General features: G+C 70.7%; 13 protein-coding genes and 1 pseudogene. 4 read left to right on the top strand and 10 right to left on the bottom strand.

Features of this window, described 5'->3' with window-relative positions; genetic code table 11:
• Window positions 1-60: 60 nt before the first annotated feature.
• A pseudogene (locus ACFVYF_RS15815) lies at window positions 61-288 on the top strand (hypothetical protein); the annotation flags it as partial.
• A gap of 11 nt (window positions 289-299) precedes the next feature.
• The gene (locus ACFVYF_RS15810) at window positions 300-884 is read left to right on the top strand and encodes a two-component system response regulator (RefSeq protein ID WP_389455767.1); all 585 of its coding nucleotides are present in this window, start codon (window positions 300-302) and stop codon (window positions 882-884) included.
• A 74-nt stretch (window positions 885-958) separates the two neighbouring features.
• Here ACFVYF_RS15810 and ACFVYF_RS15805 read toward each other — a convergent pair whose 3' ends face one another.
• Together ACFVYF_RS15805 and lepA are read right to left on the bottom strand one after the other, a co-directional pair.
• Window positions 959-2,845, bottom strand: coding sequence for an AMP-dependent synthetase/ligase (locus ACFVYF_RS15805; RefSeq protein WP_389455766.1), 1,887 nt, complete (start codon window positions 2,843-2,845; stop codon window positions 959-961).
• 305 nt (window positions 2,846-3,150) lie between these two features.
• Window positions 3,151-5,019 (bottom strand): translation elongation factor 4, encoded by a 1,869-nt coding sequence (lepA, locus tag ACFVYF_RS15800; protein ID WP_389455765.1) that lies wholly within the window; start codon window positions 5,017-5,019, stop codon window positions 3,151-3,153.
• 631 nt (window positions 5,020-5,650) lie between these two features.
• Between lepA and rpsT the strand changes: the two genes are divergently transcribed.
• Window positions 5,651-5,917 (top strand): 30S ribosomal protein S20, encoded by a 267-nt coding sequence (rpsT, locus tag ACFVYF_RS15795; RefSeq protein WP_389455764.1) that lies wholly within the window; start codon window positions 5,651-5,653, stop codon window positions 5,915-5,917.
• Between the two features lie 208 nt (window positions 5,918-6,125).
• Here the strand turns inward: rpsT and holA are convergent, their stop codons facing one another.
• From holA to ACFVYF_RS15770, 5 genes are all read right to left on the bottom strand, one after another.
• Entirely contained in the window at window positions 6,126-7,112 is a 987-nt protein-coding gene (holA, locus tag ACFVYF_RS15790) for a DNA polymerase III subunit delta (RefSeq protein ID WP_389455763.1), read from the bottom strand.
• Between the two features lie 472 nt (window positions 7,113-7,584).
• Window positions 7,585-7,830: a hypothetical protein gene (locus tag ACFVYF_RS15785; RefSeq protein ID WP_389455762.1), complete on the bottom strand. Its 246-nt coding sequence runs from the start codon at window positions 7,828-7,830 to the stop codon at window positions 7,585-7,587.
• Between the two features lie 130 nt (window positions 7,831-7,960).
• Complete coding sequence (locus tag ACFVYF_RS15780; protein WP_389455761.1) at window positions 7,961-8,773, bottom strand: arylamine N-acetyltransferase; 813 nt, start codon at window positions 8,771-8,773, stop codon at window positions 7,961-7,963.
• Between the two features lie 274 nt (window positions 8,774-9,047).
• Window positions 9,048-11,594 carry a ComEC/Rec2 family competence protein gene (locus ACFVYF_RS15775; RefSeq protein ID WP_389455760.1) on the bottom strand — a complete coding sequence of 849 codons (2,547 nt, stop codon included), beginning with the start codon at window positions 11,592-11,594 and terminating at the stop codon, window positions 9,048-9,050.
• Entirely contained in the window at window positions 11,591-12,463 is an 873-nt protein-coding gene (locus ACFVYF_RS15770; RefSeq protein WP_389455759.1) for a helix-hairpin-helix domain-containing protein, read from the bottom strand. Before ACFVYF_RS15770 ends, ACFVYF_RS15775 begins: the two co-directional genes overlap by 4 nt.
• Between ACFVYF_RS15770 and ACFVYF_RS15765 the strand changes: the two genes are divergently transcribed.
• On the top strand, window positions 12,377-13,006 hold the full coding sequence (locus tag ACFVYF_RS15765; RefSeq protein ID WP_389455820.1) for a hypothetical protein: 630 nt from the start codon (window positions 12,377-12,379) through the stop codon (window positions 13,004-13,006). The two genes, ACFVYF_RS15770 and ACFVYF_RS15765, sit on opposite strands and share 87 nt — an antisense overlap.
• Window positions 13,007-13,211: 205 nt before the next feature.
• Here the strand turns inward: ACFVYF_RS15765 and ACFVYF_RS15760 are convergent, their stop codons facing one another.
• The 3 genes from ACFVYF_RS15760 to leuS form a co-directional block, all read right to left on the bottom strand.
• Window positions 13,212-14,057: a DegV family protein gene (locus ACFVYF_RS15760; RefSeq protein WP_389455758.1), complete on the bottom strand. Its 846-nt coding sequence runs from the start codon at window positions 14,055-14,057 to the stop codon at window positions 13,212-13,214.
• Window positions 14,058-14,129: 72 nt separating this feature from the next.
• On the bottom strand, window positions 14,130-14,858 hold the full coding sequence (locus ACFVYF_RS15755; RefSeq protein ID WP_389455757.1) for a hypothetical protein: 729 nt from the start codon (window positions 14,856-14,858) through the stop codon (window positions 14,130-14,132).
• 180 nt (window positions 14,859-15,038) lie between these two features.
• Entirely contained in the window at window positions 15,039-17,948 is a 2,910-nt protein-coding gene (gene leuS, locus ACFVYF_RS15750; protein ID WP_389455756.1) for a leucine--tRNA ligase, read from the bottom strand.
• Window positions 17,949-18,280 lie beyond the last annotated feature (332 nt).

Raw genomic sequence — 18,280 nt, 5'->3', positions numbered from 1 at the left:
TGCGGACAGGCTGACAGACTGGCCGCGCCCATAAGCGCCGAGTTACCGAAGTGGGCCGCCATGAGTGAGAACAGTGCTACGCGTGTGCTCGAAGACGGACGGATTCGAGCATCGGATCTGCGTCCGCTGCTCGCCGCGATGACCGCCGCGCGGGACGGCAACTTCACCAAGGTGCCCGAGACATCGGACGGGTTGGCCGCCGAGCTGGGCACGGTCTTCAACCAGATCATGGACCGCAATCTGCACTTCAACTCGGAAGTGCAGCGTGTCCGCCGGGAGTTGGAGAGGCAATCGTCACCATGAGCGCTGAGGCAACGACCGACGAGCGCGCCGGCATCCTCCTTGTCGACGACATGGAGGACAACCTGGTCGCCCTGGAGGCCGTCCTGGGGTCCCTCAACGAGCCACTGGTGCGCGCGCGTTCGGGCGAGGAGGCGATGAAGGCGCTGTTACGGCAGCGGTTTGCCGTCGTGCTGCTCGACATCCGGATGCCGGGCATGGACGGCTTCGAGACCGCCGCGAACATCAAGCGGCTCGACCAGACCAAGGACGTCCCGATCATCTTCCTGACCGGCACGGACGCCGACGCCGGCTACGCGTTCCGCGGGTACGCGACCGGGGCCGCCGACTATCTGACGAAACCCTTCGACCCCTGGGTGCTGCGCGCCAAGGTGGCCGTCTTCCTCGATCTGCACCGCAAGAACCGGCAGTTGGAGCAGGTGCTCGCCCGCGAGCAGGAGCGGTTCGACGACCTCGCCGCGCGCCTCAGGAAGATCGAGACCCAGCTGGCGGCAGCCACCCCTCAGGACGTCCTCGAACTGCGCCACCAGGTACGGCAGATGGAGGAGCTGCTCAAGGAGATGCGCCGGGGGCGGGGCCTGTAGAGCTCTGCCGCGAGCCCTGCCGTACACCGCCCCGTACGCCGGCCGGGATGCCCCGGCCGGCCCGCGCCGTCGGGTCAGCCCTCGCGCGTCCCCGCGTACATCTCGTCGATCAGGTGGCGGTACTCGCGCTCGACCACCGGGCGCTTCAGCTTCAGGCTGGGCGTGATCTCGCCGTGCTCGATGTCGAGGTCGCGCGGCAGCAGCCGGAACTTCTTGATGGTCTGCCAGCGCTGGAGGCCCTGGTTGAGCTCCTTGACGTAGCCCTCGACCAGGGCGACCGTGGCCGGGGCCGCGACGACCTCGGCGTACGACCTGCCCTCCAGGCCGTTGTCCTTCGCCCAGTCCAGGATGGACGGCTCGTCGAGGGCGATCAGGGCGGTGCAGAAGTTCCGGTCGGCTCCGTGCACGAGGATGTTGGAGACGTACGGGCACACGGCCTTGAACTGGCCCTCGACCTCGGCGGGCGCGATGTACTTGCCGCCGGACGTTTTGATGAGGTCCTTCTTGCGGTCCGTGATCCGCAGATAGCCGTCGGGCGAGAGCTCACCGATGTCACCGGTGTGGAACCAGCCGTCCGCCTCCAGGACCTCGGCGGTCTTCTCGGGCAGCCCGTGGTAGCCCTCCATGACGCCGGGGCCGCGCAGCAGGATCTCGCCGTCGTCCGCGATGCGCACCTCGCAGCCGGGCAGCGGCTTGCCGACCGTGCCGGTGCGGTAGGCCTCGCCGGGGTTCACGAAGGAGGCCGCGGAGGTCTCCGTCAGGCCGTACCCCTCCAGGATGTGGATGCCGGCTCCCGCGAAGAAGTAACCGATCTCGGGGGCGAGCGCCGCGCTGCCGGAGACGCAGGCGCGCAGGTTGCCGCCGAAGGCCTCGCGGATCTTGGCGAAGACGAGTGCGTCCGCGACCTTGTGCTTGGCGCCGAGCCCGAAGGGCACGGACGCGTTGCCGGTGCGGCGGAAGTTGTCCTGGCTGACCTTCGCGTACTCGCGCGCGACCTCGGCCGCCCACTGGAAGATCTTGTACTTGGCGCCGCCGCCGGCCCGTGCCTTGGCCGCGACCCCGTTGTAGACCTTCTCGAAGATGCGCGGCACGGCGGCCATGTACGTCGGCTGCACCACCGGCAGATTCTCGATGATCTTGTCCACCCTGCCGTCGACGGCGGTGACGTGCCCGACCTCGATCTGGCCGGAGGTGAGCACCTTGCCGAAGACGTGCGCGAGCGGCAGCCACAGGTACTGGACGTCGTCACCACTGACCAGACCGGTCGCGGCGATGGCCTTCGCCATGTACGACCAGTTGTCGTGCGGGAGACGGACACCCTTGGGGCGGCCGGTGGTACCGGAGGTGTAGATGAGCGTGGCGAGCTGGTCGGCGGTGATCGCGCCGACCTTCTCCTTGATCAGGTGGGGGTTCTTCTCCAGGTACGCGGCGCCGCGGGTCTCCAGCTCGGCGAGCGAGAGCACCCAGTCACCCTCGCCCTCCGCGGACTCGACTCCTGTGGCGTCGATGACCACGACGTGGCTCAGCTCGGGCAGCTCGGCCCGCTTCTCGCGCGCCTTGGCGAGCTGGGCCGCGTCCTCCGCGATCAGGATCCGGCTCTCCGAGTCCGAAAGGATGAACGCGGACTCCTCGGCGTTCGTCTGCGGATACACGGTCGTCGTGGCCGCGCCCGCGCACAGGATGCCCAGGTCGGCCAGGATCCACTCGACCCGGGTGGAGGAGGCGAGGGCGACGCGCTGCTCCGGCTGCACACCCAGCTCGATCAGGCCGGCCGCGATGGCGAAGACCCGCTCGGCCGCCTCCGCCCAGCTCAGCGACTTCCACTGGTCGGGGCCCTCACCGGCGGCCGGTGGTACGGGGTAACGGTAGGCCTCGGCGTCCGGCGTGGCCGCCACGCGCTCCAGGAAGAGGGCCGCCACGGACGGCGGACGGTTCTCGATCAGGGTCTGTGTGTCGCTCACGACATCCTCCGGGGCCCGCGGCAGTGCGTGCGACTGGCTCGATCGACTGCTGTGCGGCTGGCTGGTTGCGGCTGTGTTTTCGTCACTCAGGCGACCTTGTTTAACTCGCGAGTAACTAGTCGAGCAGAGATCAGAGTAAGGCCCGACCGTCCGGTACGTAAGAGGCGGCGGCCTGTCACTTCCTACAGAGCGCAACCGTACGCATGCGCAGGGACCCGCCTCGCGCGAGCGGGACGGGCCCCTGTCGCCCAGGTGATTTCCGGGCGTTGTCCGTGTATCGGGCAGCTATCTTTCGGTCCGGGCCGCTACTTCTTGCCCTTGGCCGAGCCACCGCTGTCGTCACTGGACAGGACGGCGATGAAGGCCTCTTGCGGAACCTCCACAGAGCCCACCATCTTCATCCGCTTCTTGCCTTCCTTCTGCTTCTCCAGCAGCTTGCGCTTACGCGAGATGTCACCGCCGTAGCACTTGGCGAGGACGTCCTTGCGGATGGCGCGGATGGTCTCGCGGGCGATGACCCGGGAGCCGATGGCCGCCTGGATGGGCACCTCGAAGGCCTGCCGCGGGATGAGCTCGCGCAGCTTGGCGACCAGCCGCACGCCGTACGCGTACGCCGCGTCCTTGTGCGTGATCGCCGAGAACGCGTCCACCTTGTCGCCGTGCAGCAGGATGTCGACCTTCACCAGGCTGGAGGCCTGCTCGCCGGTGGGCTCGTAGTCCAGCGAGGCATAGCCCCTGGTCTTGGACTTCAGCTGGTCGAAGAAGTCGAAGACGATCTCCGCGAGCGGCAGCGTGTAGCGGATCTCGACCCGGTCCTCGGACAGGTAGTCCATGCCGAGCAGGGTGCCGCGCCGGGTCTGGCACAGCTCCATGATCGAGCCGATGAACTCCGACGGCGCGAGGATCGTCGCGCGGACGACGGGCTCGTACACCTCACTGAGCTTCCCCTCGGGGAACTCGCTCGGATTGGTGACCGTGTGCTCGGCGCCGTCCTCCATCAGGACCCGGTACACCACGTTCGGAGCGGTGGCGATGAGGTCGAGTCCGAACTCGCGCTCCAGCCGCTCACGGATGACGTCCAGGTGCAGCAGCCCCAGGAAGCCGACGCGGAAGCCGAAGCCCAGCGCGGCCGAGGTCTCCGGCTCGTAGACGAGCGCGGCGTCGTTGAGCTGGAGCTTGTCCAGCGCGTCGCGCAGCTCCGGGTAGTCGGACCCGTCCAGCGGATACAGGCCCGAGAAGACCATGGGCTTGGGGTCCTTGTACCCGCCGAGCGCCTCGGTCGCACCCTTGTTCAGCGTGGTGATCGTGTCACCCACCTTGGACTGCCGGACGTCCTTCACACCGGTGATGATGTAGCCCACCTCACCGACGCCCAGTCCGTCGGCCGGCGTCATCTCGGGGGACGAGACGCCGATCTCCAGCAGTTCATGGGTCGCGTTGGTGGACATCATCCGGATCCGCTCACGCCTGTTGAGCTGACCGTCGATGACACGGACGTACGTCACGACACCGCGGTAGGAGTCGTAGACCGAGTCGAAGATCATCGCGCGGGCCGGGGCGTCGGCGACACCCACCGGCGCCGGGACCTCCCTGACGACCCGGTCGAGCAGCGCCTCGACCCCGACACCGGTCTTGGCGGAGACCTTCAGCACGTCCTCGGGGTCGCAGCCGATGAGATTGGCCAGCTCCTCGGAGAACTTCTCCGGCTGGGCGGCCGGCAGGTCGATCTTGTTCAGTACGGGGATGATCTTGAGGTCGTTCTCCATCGCCAGGTAGAGATTGGCGAGGGTCTGCGCCTCGATGCCCTGGGCGGCGTCCACGAGAAGGACCGTGCCCTCACAGGCCGCGAGGGACCGCGACACCTCATACGTGAAGTCGACGTGCCCAGGGGTGTCGATCATGTTGAGGATGTGGGTGTTGCCCGGGTCCTCGCTGGGCGCCCAGGGCAGCCGGACCGCCTGGGACTTGATCGTGATGCCACGCTCGCGCTCGATGTCCATACGGTCGAGGTACTGAGCACGCATCTGCCGCTGGTCCACCACCCCGGTCAGCTGGAGCATGCGGTCGGCGAGCGTGGACTTGCCGTGGTCGATGTGCGCGATGATGCAGAAATTGCGGAGCAGCGCCGGGTCGGTACGGCTCGGCTCGGGCACATGGTTAGGGGTCGCGGGCACGCAGGGTCCTGTCTCTTGAGGCGCCTGTCGCCTCGGGTCGGATCGATACGTAGGCTCCATGGTCCCACGGGCGGGGGACTGCGACCGGTTTGGGCTTCGGCGGGGGCGCTGGGGGCCTTCGGGGGCGGGCTTCGGTGGCCCGGTGCCGGTCGCGGGGCGCGGGCCTTCGGGGGCGGGTTTCGGGGGCCCGGTGCCGGACGCGGGGCGCGGGCTTCGGGGGCGGGCTTCGGCGGCCCGGTGCCGGACGCGGGGCGCGGGCTTCGGGGGGCGGGCTTCGGACGCGGGGCGCGGGCCTGCAAGGGCGGGCTTCGGTGGCCCGCTCACGGACGCCGGGCGCGGGCCCTCGGAAGGCTGGTTCGAGGGGGTCGGCAAGGGGCGGGGACCGGATTGGGCCGGTCGGACGACGGCTGGTAGCCTGGGTGGCTGTGTCTCATGCCCTCTCTGCAGGAGGCACGCGGCTTCCCCGGGTCACCGGAGGAGCGTCGGCTTCGCCGGGAGACCAGCGGGGCATCGGCCTCACCGGGTGACCGGAGGGGCAACGACTACGCCGGTTCACCGGCGGGTTACTCGAAGATCAATCACCGGCGCGTGCGGCTTGCCCTCGCGTGCCTGAACCTGAAAAGGCTCATTCGTGGCGAACATCAAGTCCCAGATCAAGCGGATCAAGACCAACGAGAAGGCTCGGCTGCGCAACAAGGCCGTGAAGTCCTCCCTCAAGACCGCGATCCGCAAGGCCCGCGAGGCCGCTGCCGCGGGTGACGTCGAGAAGGCCACCGAGTACACGCGCGACGCGTCGCGCGCGCTCGACAAGGCTGTCTCGAAGGGCGTCATCCACAAGAACCAGGCCGCCAACAAGAAGTCGGCGCTTGCTTCGAAGGTCGCCGGCCTCAAGGGCTGAGTCGGCTGAGCCCCTGCGGGCTCATGCCCTGACTTGACCGTCGGACGGGACCAAGCGGTCCCTCTACCCGCTCCCGACCGACACCCCGGATCCGTGCACGACCTGCGTTCGCCACGCGGGCACGGGCCCACCCTCTTCATCCAGAGCCCCGCTCCCTCCTTCCCCAGGAGGGACGGGGTTTTTGGCGTGAAGTGCGTTGGCAGAACCCCTAGCCCCGTCCGGACCGAGCCGCCCGAGCAATCGCGACGACAGCCTTCTCCAGCGCGTACTCAGGGTCGTCGCCGCCGCCCTTCACCCCGGCGTCGGCCTCGGCAACCGCCCGCAGGGCAAACGCCACCCCGTCCGGAGTCCACCCCCGCATCTGCTGCCGGACCCGGTCGATCTTCCAGGGAGGCATCCCCAGCTCACGCGCGAGATCGGCGGGCCGCCCCCCACGCGCGGAGGACAACTTGCCGATGGCCCGCACACCCTGCGCCAGCGCACTCGTGATCAACACCGGAGCCACCCCGGTCGACAGGGACCACCGCAACGCCTCCAACGCCTCCGCGGCCCGCCCCTCCACCGCCCGGTCGGCCACGGTGAAGCTCGACGCCTCGGCCCGCCCGGTGTAGTACCGCCCGACCACGGCCTCGTCGATCGTCCCCTCGACATCCGCCGTCAGCTGGGACACCGCGGACGCCAGCTCCCGCAGATCGCTCCCGATGGAGTCCACCAGCGCCTGGCACGCCTCGGGCGTGGCCGACCTCCCCAGCGTCCGGAACTCACCACGCACAAACGCCAGCCGGTCCGCCGGCTTCGTCATCTTGGGGCACGCCACCTCCCGCGCCCCCACCTTGCGCGCGGCATCGAGCAGCCCCTTGCCCTTGGCCCCACCCGCGTGCAACAGCACCAGGGTGATCTCCTCGGCCGGCGCCCCGAAGTACGCCTTCACATCCTTGATCGTGTCCGCCGACAGATCATGCGCGTCGCGTACGACCACTACCTTGCGCTCGGCGAAGAGCGACGGGCTCGTCAGCTCGGCCAGCGTGCCCGGCTGCAACTTGTCCGGGGTCAGATCCCGTACATCCGTGTCGGCGTCGGCCGCCCGGGCAGCGGTCACCACCTCCCGCACAGCACGGTCGAGCAGCAGATCCTCCTGACCCACGGCAATCGTCACGGGGGCAAGCGGGTCGTCTTGTGCACTCTTCCTGGCCATCGCGCCAAGCATCCCACGCGCCACTGACACCCCGGCTTCCAGCGGCGGGAGCGGGCGGGGCCGGGGCGCACCGGGGAAGGGGCACCGGAGCAGCCGGACTCCCGGGGCACGGGAGTACCGGGCATACCTGCGCGAGGCCTCAGCCGGGCCGGGGGCGCGGATCTGTTGTGCCGGAGACGGGGGCGGTCATCGGGACGGGCGCCGGTGCCCCGGACTGGGCCGCTCCCGGGACGTGTTGGGCCGAGACGGGATCGGCTCGCAGGACGAGGCGCAGGCGCCCGAGCCGGGATCGGCTCCCTGCACAAGGCGCCGGTACCCAGACGGCGTGCTCCCGGAACGGGGCGCCGGTACCCCAAACCGCGCGCTCCCGGAACGGGGCGCCAGTACCCCCACACGGTCGGCTCACTCCCAGGGACAGGGCACCGCTGTCCCAGACGGCGCCGGCGCCCTCTCGACAGCTCCCCGCACCCGCCTACGGCTCCTCGCGCCAGCCGTCCCACTCGCCCGCGAACTCGTCCAGTTCCCTGGGGTCGAGCCGCTTCTCGGTGTCCAGCAGTACGACCAGCCACTGCGCGTCCTCGGCATCGTCCTCGCCGGCCAGCGCATCCCGTACGAGCTGCGGCTCCTCGGCCAGCCCGAACCGCTCCCCGAGCGCCTCCACCGCCTCTTCGGCGGCATCACGGTCGGGCAGCACCAGCACATGTCTCACATCACTCACGGAGACATTTTCCGCTACGCCCGACACGGCCGACGACAGGGTGGGCCCCGCCCGCCGAGACCCTCAACCCGAGCGCCCCAGCCGCTCAGGGCCCGAGGCCGGCTCCCGGACAACCTCTGTCACGGCCACCTCAAGCTCCCCGCACCACCGGAACCCGGTCCAACTCGATCCCGAACCGCTCCCGATACGCCCCCAGCACCTCCTCGTCCGTGCCCAGCTCCGACACCTCCTTCGTCCCGTCGGGGGAAGTCACCGTGAGGCTGCGGCCGCTCAGCGTGATCCTCCCGCCCTCCTCGGTGACCCGCGAACACACCAGCGACTGCGTGAAGTGCGACGCCGGAGAGGTGCTGTGCCACCAGGTGCCCGCGGCGAAGTCCCCGAGCAGACGCCCTCGCGCCTCCAGCCGGTACTCGGGCTTCCCGTTCCGCAGCACATCGAGGTCCCCGTACTCCGAGAAGCCGCTCCCGCTCGGGTCACCCGCCTCGATCACCCGGAACGTGCCCCCCGGATCCACCTGCTCACCCCGCTCCCCGAAGGCCAACGGCCAGTGACTGTGCGCCCCGAAGCCGACGTCGGCCAGCCAGTCACCCCCATCCACCGTCCGCACCCGCAGGGCGAGATGGTCGTACGGAATCCCGAGCCGTCCCTCCTCCCCGTACACCCGGCCCGCCAGCAGCGTCACATCGAAGCCGAGGGCTGCCAGCAACGTGCCGAATGCCCCGTTCAGTTCGTAGCAGAAGCCGCCCCTGCGGGCCCCCACCACCTTGTCCAGCAGCCGCTTCTCCTCCAGCACGATCTCGTCACCGAGGTGAATCGACAGGTTCTCGAACGGCACGGCCCGCAGATGGTGGAGGTGGAGCTCACGCAGTACATCGGCAGTGGGCCACGCGGGGTGCTCGACCCCGATACGACGGAGATAGGCATCAACCTGTGCGGAGTTCATCCCCCCAGTCTCCCGCCCGCCGGCAGCTCAGGTCCTCACCCGCCCGCATCACGAGTCCCACCCCCGGACCCGCCCGCATCGCGCGTCCCACCCCCGGACCCGCCCGCATCGCGCGTCCCATCCCCAGACCCGCCCGCATTGCGCGTCCCACCCCCACACACGCCCGCATTGCGCGTCCCACCCCCACACCACGCCCCCATCACGAGTCCCACCCCCACACACGCCCCCATCGCGCGTCCCACCCCCACACACGCGTCACCCGCCCGCCTCCGTCTCAGTCCGCCGCCACCCGAAGACCTCTGCCCGTACCGGCGACCGCGATCGCCCCGTCCTCGTCCGTGCGCATCACCACGGCTCCCCCGGCCCTCAGCGCCGCGACCGTGCTCGGTGCCGGGTGACCGTAGGGGTTGTCCTCGCCGCAGGAAATCAGCGCGAGCCGTGGAGTCACCCTGCGTATGAGTTCCGGATCCTGGTACGCCGATCCGTGGTGAGCGACCTTGAGCACGTCCACGGGACCCAGCTCCGCCGCGGCAGGTGATCTCAACAGCGCCTGCTGGGCGGGCGGTTCCAGGTCTCCGAGCAGGAGCAGGGACAGCCCGGCCGACCGTACGAGCAGGGCGACGCTGGCGTCGTTCGGACCGTCCGGCGTCGGCAGCGGACCCGGCGCCGGCCACAGCACCCGCCAGTCGAGCGTTCCCGTGCGCCGCCGCTCCCCCGCCAGGGCCCGGGTCACCGGAATGTTCCGCGCGGCGGCCTGGGCCCGCACGAATTCCGCCTGCTCCGGCGGTTCCTCCAAGCCCGTCGTCTCGATCGCGCCCACCGAACGCCCACGCAGTACACCCGGCAGTCCCGCCACATGATCGGCGTGGAAGTGCGTCAGCACGACGAGCGGAATCCGGGTGATGCCGAGCGCGCTCAGGCACCGGTCCACCAGCACCGGGTCGGGCCCCGCGTCCACCACCACCCCCGTACCGTCACCCGCTGCGAGCACCGTCGCGTCGCCCTGTCCGACGTCACACATCGCGAACCGCCAGCCGGGCGGCGGCCAGCCCGTGATCACCCTGGCCAGCGGCGGCGGCTGGACCACGACCAGCAGGAACACCACGACACACGCACCGCACAACCACGGGTACCTCACCACCCTTCGGCCCACGAGCACGACGACCGCCGTCACCAGGGCCAGCAACAAGGCACCCGTCCAGCTGCCCGGCCAGTCCACTCCCCCGCCGGGCAGCGCCGCGCCGGTACGGGCGATGTCCGCGATCCAGCCGGCCGGCCAACTCGCGCACCACGAAAGGACCTTGGCGACCGGCATCGCCAACGGCGCCGTCGCCAGGGCCGCGAAGCCCAGCACCGTGGCCGGCGCGACAGCGAACTCCGCGAGCAGATTGCACGGCACCGCGACCAGGCTCACCCGGGCCGACAGCACGGCGACGACCGGTGCGCACAGAGCCTGCGCGGCGGCCGCGGCCGCGAGTGCCTCGGCCATCCGCGGCGGGACCCCGCGCCGCCGGAGCGCGGCGCTCCACCGTGGGGCAACGGTGAGCAGTGCCCCGGTCGCCAGCACGGAGAGCAGGAAGCCGTAACTCCGCGCCAGCCAGGGGTCGTAGAGCACCAGCACCAGCACGGCGGTGGCCAGCGCGGGAATCAGGGATCGGCGACGGCCCGTCGCGATGGCGAGCAGCACGATCGCCCCGCAGGCCGCGGCCCGCAGCACACTCGGGTCCGGTCGGCACACGATCACGAAACCGAGCGTCAGTACGCCGCCGATCAGTGCGGTTGCCCGCAAGGAGATGCCGAGCCGGGCCGCGAGACCGCGCCGCTCGACGCGCTGGGCCAGTCCGGGTGGTCCGATGAACAGGACGAGCAGAATCGCGAGGTTGCCTCCGCTGACCGCGAGCAGATGCGTGAGGTCGGTCTCCTTGAAAGCGGCGTCCAGCTCGGGCGTCACTCGCGAGGTGTCCCCCACCACCAGTCCTGGAAGCAGCGCCCGCGCGTCCGGGGCCAGCCCCTCCGTCGCCTCCCGCAATCCCCCACGCAGTCGCCCCGCGAACCGCTGCACCCCTGACGCCTCGCCCACCACTTCGGGCGGCGCACCGCTCCGCACCCGCAGGACGCCCGCGACCCGGTCCCCGCCGGTCAGCGCGGGGACGAGCTGTGCGGACACCCGCACGCGCGTGGAGGGCAGCAGCTCCAGCCACGGCGAATGCCCCGGCCCGCCCGGCTCCTTCAGCGCACTCGCGTCGACGATCACGAGCACCGGCGTACGGGTCGCCACGACCGTCCCGTCCGACTTCCTCAGCCGCCGCACCTCCGCGTCCATCAGCACGGCAGCCGGATTGGCGTGATCTCCTCTGATGCGGGGACGGGTGAGCCGTGGATCGGAGGTGACCTCCACTTCGGCGGTCACGTGCGCGTACTGGCGTGCCAGAGCGGGGACCGGGCCCCGGCGCAGGTCCGCTCCGTGCACCCCGGCGGACATGGCCGCCGCGGCCACGCAGAGCAGCACGGCGGCGACGGAGACCCGCGGCCATGCGGCACGCCCCCGTCCCCCCGCCGGCCTCCGGCGCACCGCCAACAGTCCACCCGCCACGACCAGGCAGACCACCACCACGCCCGTGACCCACCCAGGGGAGGCGTCCACCGTCAACGCCGCCGTCGCCCAGGCCGCCAGAGCGGGCGGGACCAACCGGAGATCCGTCGGCCCTTCCTGGCGTGGGTTCGCTGCCCCCAGCCGCCGGCCGGAGGCCACGTGCACGGACCGGCGGTCAGGATTTCCGGCTCCTGCGGTGCGCGTCCCCCTGCTCCCCGCCCCGTTCATGGCCGTACGAGATTCCGTAGATCGGCGAAGCGGCGGTCGCCGATGCCGTTGACCTCACGAAGCTCGTCGACCGAGCGGAAGCCGCCGTGCTGAGTGCGGTAGTCGAGGATGTGCTGGGCCAGGACGGGGCCGACGCCGGGCAGCGCGTCGAGCTGGTCCGGTGTGGCCGCGTTGAGCGAGACCGGCGCGGTGGGAGCGGCTCCGCCGGCGGACCCGGCGGCGCCGGAACTCCCCGCGGCGCCGGGGCCTGGGCCGGCCGCCGGTGCGGGCCCGCCGACGACCACCTGTTCGCCGTCCACGAGGAGGCGGGCGCGGTTGAGGCCCTCCGTGCTGGTGCCCGGACGCACTCCGCCCGCCGCCCGCAGGGCGTCCGCCACCCGCGAACCGGCCGGCAGCCGCTGGAGCCCCGGGCTGCGGACCTTGCCACTGACGTCCACGACGACGGCGGCCGCGGTAGCACTCGACGACACCGGCGTATCCCCCGAACCGCCCGATCCCGCGGCCTCTCGCCCGCCCTGTCCGCCGTACGGAGTCGACGCCCGCACCACTTCGGGTGCCCGCACCGGCTGGGTACGGCCGGACCAGAAGTGCTGCGCGGCGAAGACCGCGGCCACGACGAGCAGGACGGTGAGCGCGGCCACGCTTCGGCGCTCCAGCCCACACCGCGACTGCAGCCACAGCGGCATCCGCTCCCGTACCGCAAGTCCCGCCCGCTCCCGCCACGTCCCCAGCGCCCTTCCCACGGCACCGTCGTCATCCGGTGTCGCGCCCACACGCAGGTCATGGCGCCGCTCTGCATCGCCGACGGGAACACCGACACGGGTGTCCGCGTCCGCGAGCGACGGTCCGAGCTCGTGGCGCGCGCCCACCCGGGCAGCGGCGACGCCAAGTTCCGTGGCCCTGACAGGACCTCTGCGCCCAAGCTCGCGCCCAAGCCCGTGCCCGAGTCCGTGGTCGACGCCACGCGCCGCCACCACGGGCGGCCCTTCCGTCACCGGTGCGCTTCCACCGCCCCCGAGCCCCGTACGAGCACGACCGCCACGGCCACCGCCACCGCCCGCGCCCGGGTCACCGCCCGCACCCGGACCAGGGCCCTCACCCGCATCCGCATTCGCATCGGCACCACCGGACCCGCCCCTGACGGGTCGCCCCACGTCGACCGCACCCCAGCCCATATCCGGAGCGCCCCTCGGATCTTCCGCTTCCCGGTCCACCCCTGGCGGCCCGTTCCCCAACTCGCGCCGTTCTTTGATGCGTTCGGCGAACAGCGCCTCCGCGCGTCGGCGCAGGACCTCAGCCGAAGCCTGGCGGCGGCGTCCGGCGCGGCTGCGGAAGCGGTCATGACGATGGCGGGTACGCCCGTCGGAGACGGGTCCGCGGCCCGGGCCGCTCGTCGCGGCGGCTGTGCGTGAAGGTGATCGAAGTGCCATGCGGCGAGGATGGGGCAATCCACCGCTCTCGCGATGATCTTGCTCAATTCCCGGGGATTACCGCCTGGTTGTGGATAACTCGGTCACCCACACGAGTCACATGCGACGCAGCGCCCTCGACAGGCTCCCCCAGCCTCACCGAGACGGGCGCAACAAGCCTTGCCAGTGCGAAGACAACCAACCCGCCTCACCGAGGAGAGACAACCACTCCCAGCAACCCCGGACCCGTATGCGCCCCGATCACCGCGCCGACCTCACTCACATGCAGGTCCGCGAGGCCCGGGACCCTCGCCCGCAGGCGGTCCGCGAGGGCCGACGCCCGCTCGGGAGCGGCGAGATGGTGGACAGCGATGTCGACCTGCGCGCTGCCGGCGCGATCGGCCACGATCTCCTCCAGGCGGGCGATCGCCTTGGACGCCGTCCGTACCTTCTCCAGGAGTTCGATACGCCCGCCGTCCAGCTGAAGCAGCGGCTTCACGGCCAGGGCGGACCCCAGCAGTGCCTGCGTGGCGCCGATCCGGCCGCCCCGGCGCAGATAGTCGAGGGTGTCGACGTAGAAGTAGGCGGAGGTCCCCGCGGCCCGTTTCTCCGCGGCCGTGACCGCATCGTCGATCGTGCCGCCCGCCTCCGCGGACTCGGCCGCGGCCAGCGCGCAGAAGCCGAGTGCCATCGCGACCATCCCGGTGTCCACCACCCGGACCGGCACCGGCGCCTCGCGCGCGGCGAGGACAGCGGCGTCGTAGGTGCCCGAGAACTCCGCGGACAGATGAAGCGAGACGATGCCCTCGGCGCCCGACTCGGCGACCTTGCGGTAGGTCTGGGCGAAGACCTCGGGGCTGGGCCGGGACGTGGTGACGGACCGTCGCTTCTGCAGCGCCTGAGCGAGGGAGCGGGCCGAGATCTCGGTGCCCTCTTCGAGTGCCTGGTCGCCGAGGACCACGGTCAACGGCACCGCCGTGATGCCGTGCCGCTCCATCGTCCGCGGCGGCAGGTAGGCCGTTGAATCGGTGACGATAGCGACATGGCGGGACATGAGCTGGAGGTTACCTGCCGGGGCGGGTCAGCGGCAGCCCGGCCCCTCTCACCTGCGGCCGGAGCGGCCGGATCAAGTCGTGCTCTCGGGGCGGGGCTTCTTCTGCCAACGGTAGACGGGCCGCGGGCCCGGCGGGGTGATGGCGGGGCGGCTCGGCTCCTCGGCCGTACGGGCCTCGGGTGTCTCCGGCCAGGTCTGCCCGCCGGCGGCCTCGGAGGCCGGCGCTTCGGGCCAGGACGGGGTGGCCACCGGCTCCGTCGTCGTCCAGTGCCGCAGGGCGCCCGCTTCCACGTCTATCTGTTGGCTGAGCGAGTCGAGGTCGTCGTCCGCGAACCGGCGGGCACGGTCGCGTGCGGCCCAGCGCAGCGAGTCCGCCGACTGCGTGATGCGCTCGGTGCGCTCGCGCAGGCCGGGCAGCCGCGAGACGAGGGTGCTCCGGTCGGGCTCGGTCTCCAGACGCTTGAGCTCGTAGTCGAGTTCGTGGCCGTGCACGCTGAGCCGCTCGAACAGGCTCAGCGACTCCTTGAGGGACTCGTCCTCCGGCACGCCCGCGTGCAGTGCGTCCTGGGTGGCTCGCATCGACGTGCGCAGCTTCAGCCGGAGCTGGGCCAGCTCGCCGGTCGGGCCCGGCTGGGCGAAGGTCCTGGCGCGCAGGGTGGTGTCCTCGACCGTCCGGCGCGCCTGGGAGATGGTGCGGTCCACACCGCGCTTGGCCGCGCCGATCACCTTCACCGTGGCGTACACCCCCAGGGTCACGAAGAGCAGGAAGAGCAGGGCCATCACTGCGATCACGACGTCCACACGCTCCTCCTCGGCCGGGCGCGGCGAGTTGCCGCGGCTCTTCCACGGTAAACGCAAAGGGCAGGTTCGGAGTTCCAGAAAAACCCCGAACCTGCCCGTAGGGGACTACCCCGAGCACCCGTACCGGGCCGGACCGACCCTCGAACTGGCGTGAACCGGCGCCCGACCCTGCGCGAACCGCTACGCCGGAACGATGTTCACCAGCTTCGGCGCCCGCACGATCACCTTGCGGATTCCGGCGCCGCCCAGCGCGGCGACGACCTTCTCGTCGGCCAGCGCCACCTTCTCCAGCTCGTCGTCGGAGATGGACGGCGAGACCTCGAGGCGCGCCTTGACCTTGCCCTTGATCTGCACGACGCAGGTCACGGCCTCGTCCACGACGTACGCGGGATCGGCGACCGGGAAGTCCCGGTGGACGACGGAGTCGGTGTGCCCCAGCCGGCGCCACAGCTCCTCGGCGATGTGCGGGGCCAGCGGCGCGACCAGCAGCACCAGGGAATCGGCCACCGTGCGCGAGACCGGGCCGCCCGCCTTGGTCAGGTGGTTGTTCAGCTCGGTGACCTTGGCGATGGCGGTGTTGAAGCGCAGGCCCTCCAGGTCCTGGCGCACGCCGTCGATGGCCTTGTGCAGGGCCCGCAGCGTGTCCTCGTCCGGCTCGGTGTCGACCACCGTCGGGGCACCCGTCGTCTCGTCGACGACATTGCGCCACAGCCGCTGCAGCAGCCGGTACTGGCCCACCACCGCGCGCGTGTCCCACGGCCGCGACACGTCCAGGGGACCCATCGCCATCTCGTACAGGCGCAGGGTGTCCGCGCCGTACTCGGCGCAGATCTCGTCCGGAGTCACCGCGTTCTTCAGGGACTTGCCCATCTTGCCCAGCAGCCGGGAGACCTTCTCGCCCTGGTAGTAGTACGCGCCGTCGCGCTCCTCCACCTCGGCGGCGGGCACCGCGATGCCACGGCTGTCGCGGTACACGAAGGCCTGGATCATGCCCTGGTTGAACAGCTTGTGGAACGGCTCCACCGAGGAGACGTGCCCCAGGTCGAACAGCACCTTCGACCAGAAGCGCGCGTACAGCAGGTGCAGCACGGCGTGCTCGGCGCCGCCGACGTACAGGTCGACACCGCCGTGCGGCTGGCCCTCGCGCGGGCCCATCCAGTACTGCTCGATCTCGGGGTCGACCAGCTTCTGGTCGTTGTGCGGGTCCAGGTAGCGCAGCTCGTACCAGCAGGAACCGGCCCAGTTGGGCATGGTGTTGGTCTCGCGGCGGTACTTCTGGGGACCGCGGCCGTCGCCCAGGTCCAGGGTGACGTTGACCCAGTCCTCGTTGCGCGACAGGGGGGTCTCCGGGGACGTGTCGGCGTCGTCCGGGTCGAAGGTGCGCGGTGAGTAGTCCTCGACCTCCGGCAGCTCCAGGGGCAGCATCGACTCGGGCAGCGAGTGGGCGATGCCGTCCTCGTCGTAGACGATCGGGAAGGGCTCGCCCCAGTAGCGCTGGCGGCTGAACAGCCAGTCGCGCAGCCGGAAGTTGACCGTGCCCTCGCCGATGCCCTTGCGGGCCAGCCACTCGGTGATGCGCGCCTTGGCCTCCTCGACGCCCAGGCCGTCCAGGGAGATCTCGTCGCCCGCCGAGTTGACGATCTTCGCGTCGTACGAGGCGAAGGCGTCGTCCCAAGTCGAGGGGTCGGTGCCACGGTCGTCCGAGGGCTCGACGACGCAGCGCATCGGCAGCTCGAAGGCGCGCGCGAAGGCGAAGTCACGGGTGTCGTGCGCCGGGACCGCCATGATCGCGCCGGTGCCGTAGCCCATCAGTACGTAGTCGGCGATGAAGACCGGGACCTGTTCGCCGCTGACCGGGTTGGTCGCGTACGCGCCGGTGAAGACACCGGTCTTGTCCTTGGCCTCGGCCTGCCGCTCGACGTCGGACTTCGAGGCGGCCTGCGCGCGGTAGGCGGCGACGGCCTCGGCGGGCGTCGCGTGGCCGCCGGTCCAGACCTCGTGGGTGCCCTCGGGCCAGGCCGCCGGGGTGACCTTCTCGACCAGCGGGTGCTCGGGGGCCAGCACCATGTAGGTGGCGCCGAACAGGGTGTCCTGGCGGGTGGTGAAGACCGTGATCGCGTCGCCGTCGACCGGGAAGCTGACGCGAGCGCCCTCGGATCGGCCGATCCAGTTGCGCTGCTGCAGCTTGATGGCCTCGGGCCAGTCCAGCGCGTCCAGATCGGCCAGCAGGCGGTCGGCGTACGCGGTGATGCGCATGTTCCACTGGCGCAGTTTGGCCTTGAAGACGGGGAAGTTGCCGCGCTCCGACCGGCCGTCGGCGGTGACTTCCTCGTTGGCCAGTACGGTGCCCAGCCCGGGACACCAGTTGACGGGCGCGTCGGAGGCGTACGCCAGGCGGTACTCGCCCAGGACGTCGGCGCGCTCCGCGGCGCTCAGCTCGCTCCACGCGCGCGAGGAGCCGTCAACCGCGCGCTCACCGCTCTCGAACTGGGCGACCAGCTCGGCGATCGGGCGGGCCTTGTCAGCCTCGTCGTCGTACCAGGAGTTGAAGATCTGCAGGAAGATCCACTGGGTCCACTTGTAGTAGTCCGGGTCGATCGTCGCGAAGGACCGGCGCTTGTCGTGGCCCAGGCCCAGCCGGCGCAGCTGGGACTTCATGTTGTTGATGGCCGCCTCGGTGGTGATCCGAGGGTGCTCGCCCGTCGACACGGCGTGCTGCTCGGCGGGCAGGCCGAAGGCGTCGAAGCCCAGCGTGTGCAGGACGTTGTGGCCCGTCATGCGCTGGTACCGGGCGAATACATCGGTGGCGATGTAGCCCAGGGGGTGACCGACGTGCAGGCCCGCACCCGAGGGGTACGGGAACATGTCCATGATGAACTTCTTGGGCTTGGCCACCAGAGCGGGATCGCCGGCCAGGTCACCGATCGGGTTGGGCGCCTCGTAGGTGCCTTCCGCGTCCCAGATGTCCTGCCAGCGCGCCTCGATCTCCGCTGCCATCGCGGCCGTGTAGCGGTGCGGCGCCGCCACCTCGGAGGCGGCGGGGGCACCGCCCGCGCTGTCGACAGCGGGGGAGGCATTCGTCTCGCTCATGATCCTCAAAGCTCCATCGATCGTCTCTGCCAGCGGCCTGGAAATGAAAAAACCCCTCGCACAGGAGGGGACGCCGCGCCGATTCCGGCCACGGATTCACGGTGGCCAGGACTGATCAGCGCGGCTCGCTAAGCAGAAGGCGTACGGCACGCATGGCGTCAGGGTACCGCAGCGCCCGCATACCCCGCGACGGGCTTACGGGCACCCGTTCGGCACTCCGTGCCACCACGACTTCGTCACAAAAAAGCTGAACAAAGTTCAGATATTACTTCGCGTAACGGGCTCTAAGGGGCAACACAAAGATCAGACAGCCCTTTGATAACAACGCAATA

The organism is Streptomyces sp. NPDC058274 (genome assembly GCF_042881375.1).
Classification (GTDB): Bacteria; Actinomycetota; Actinomycetes; order Streptomycetales; family Streptomycetaceae; genus Streptomyces.
The sequence above is the reverse complement of the archived record's forward strand: the minus strand, read 5'-3'. Positions and strand labels throughout refer to the sequence as shown.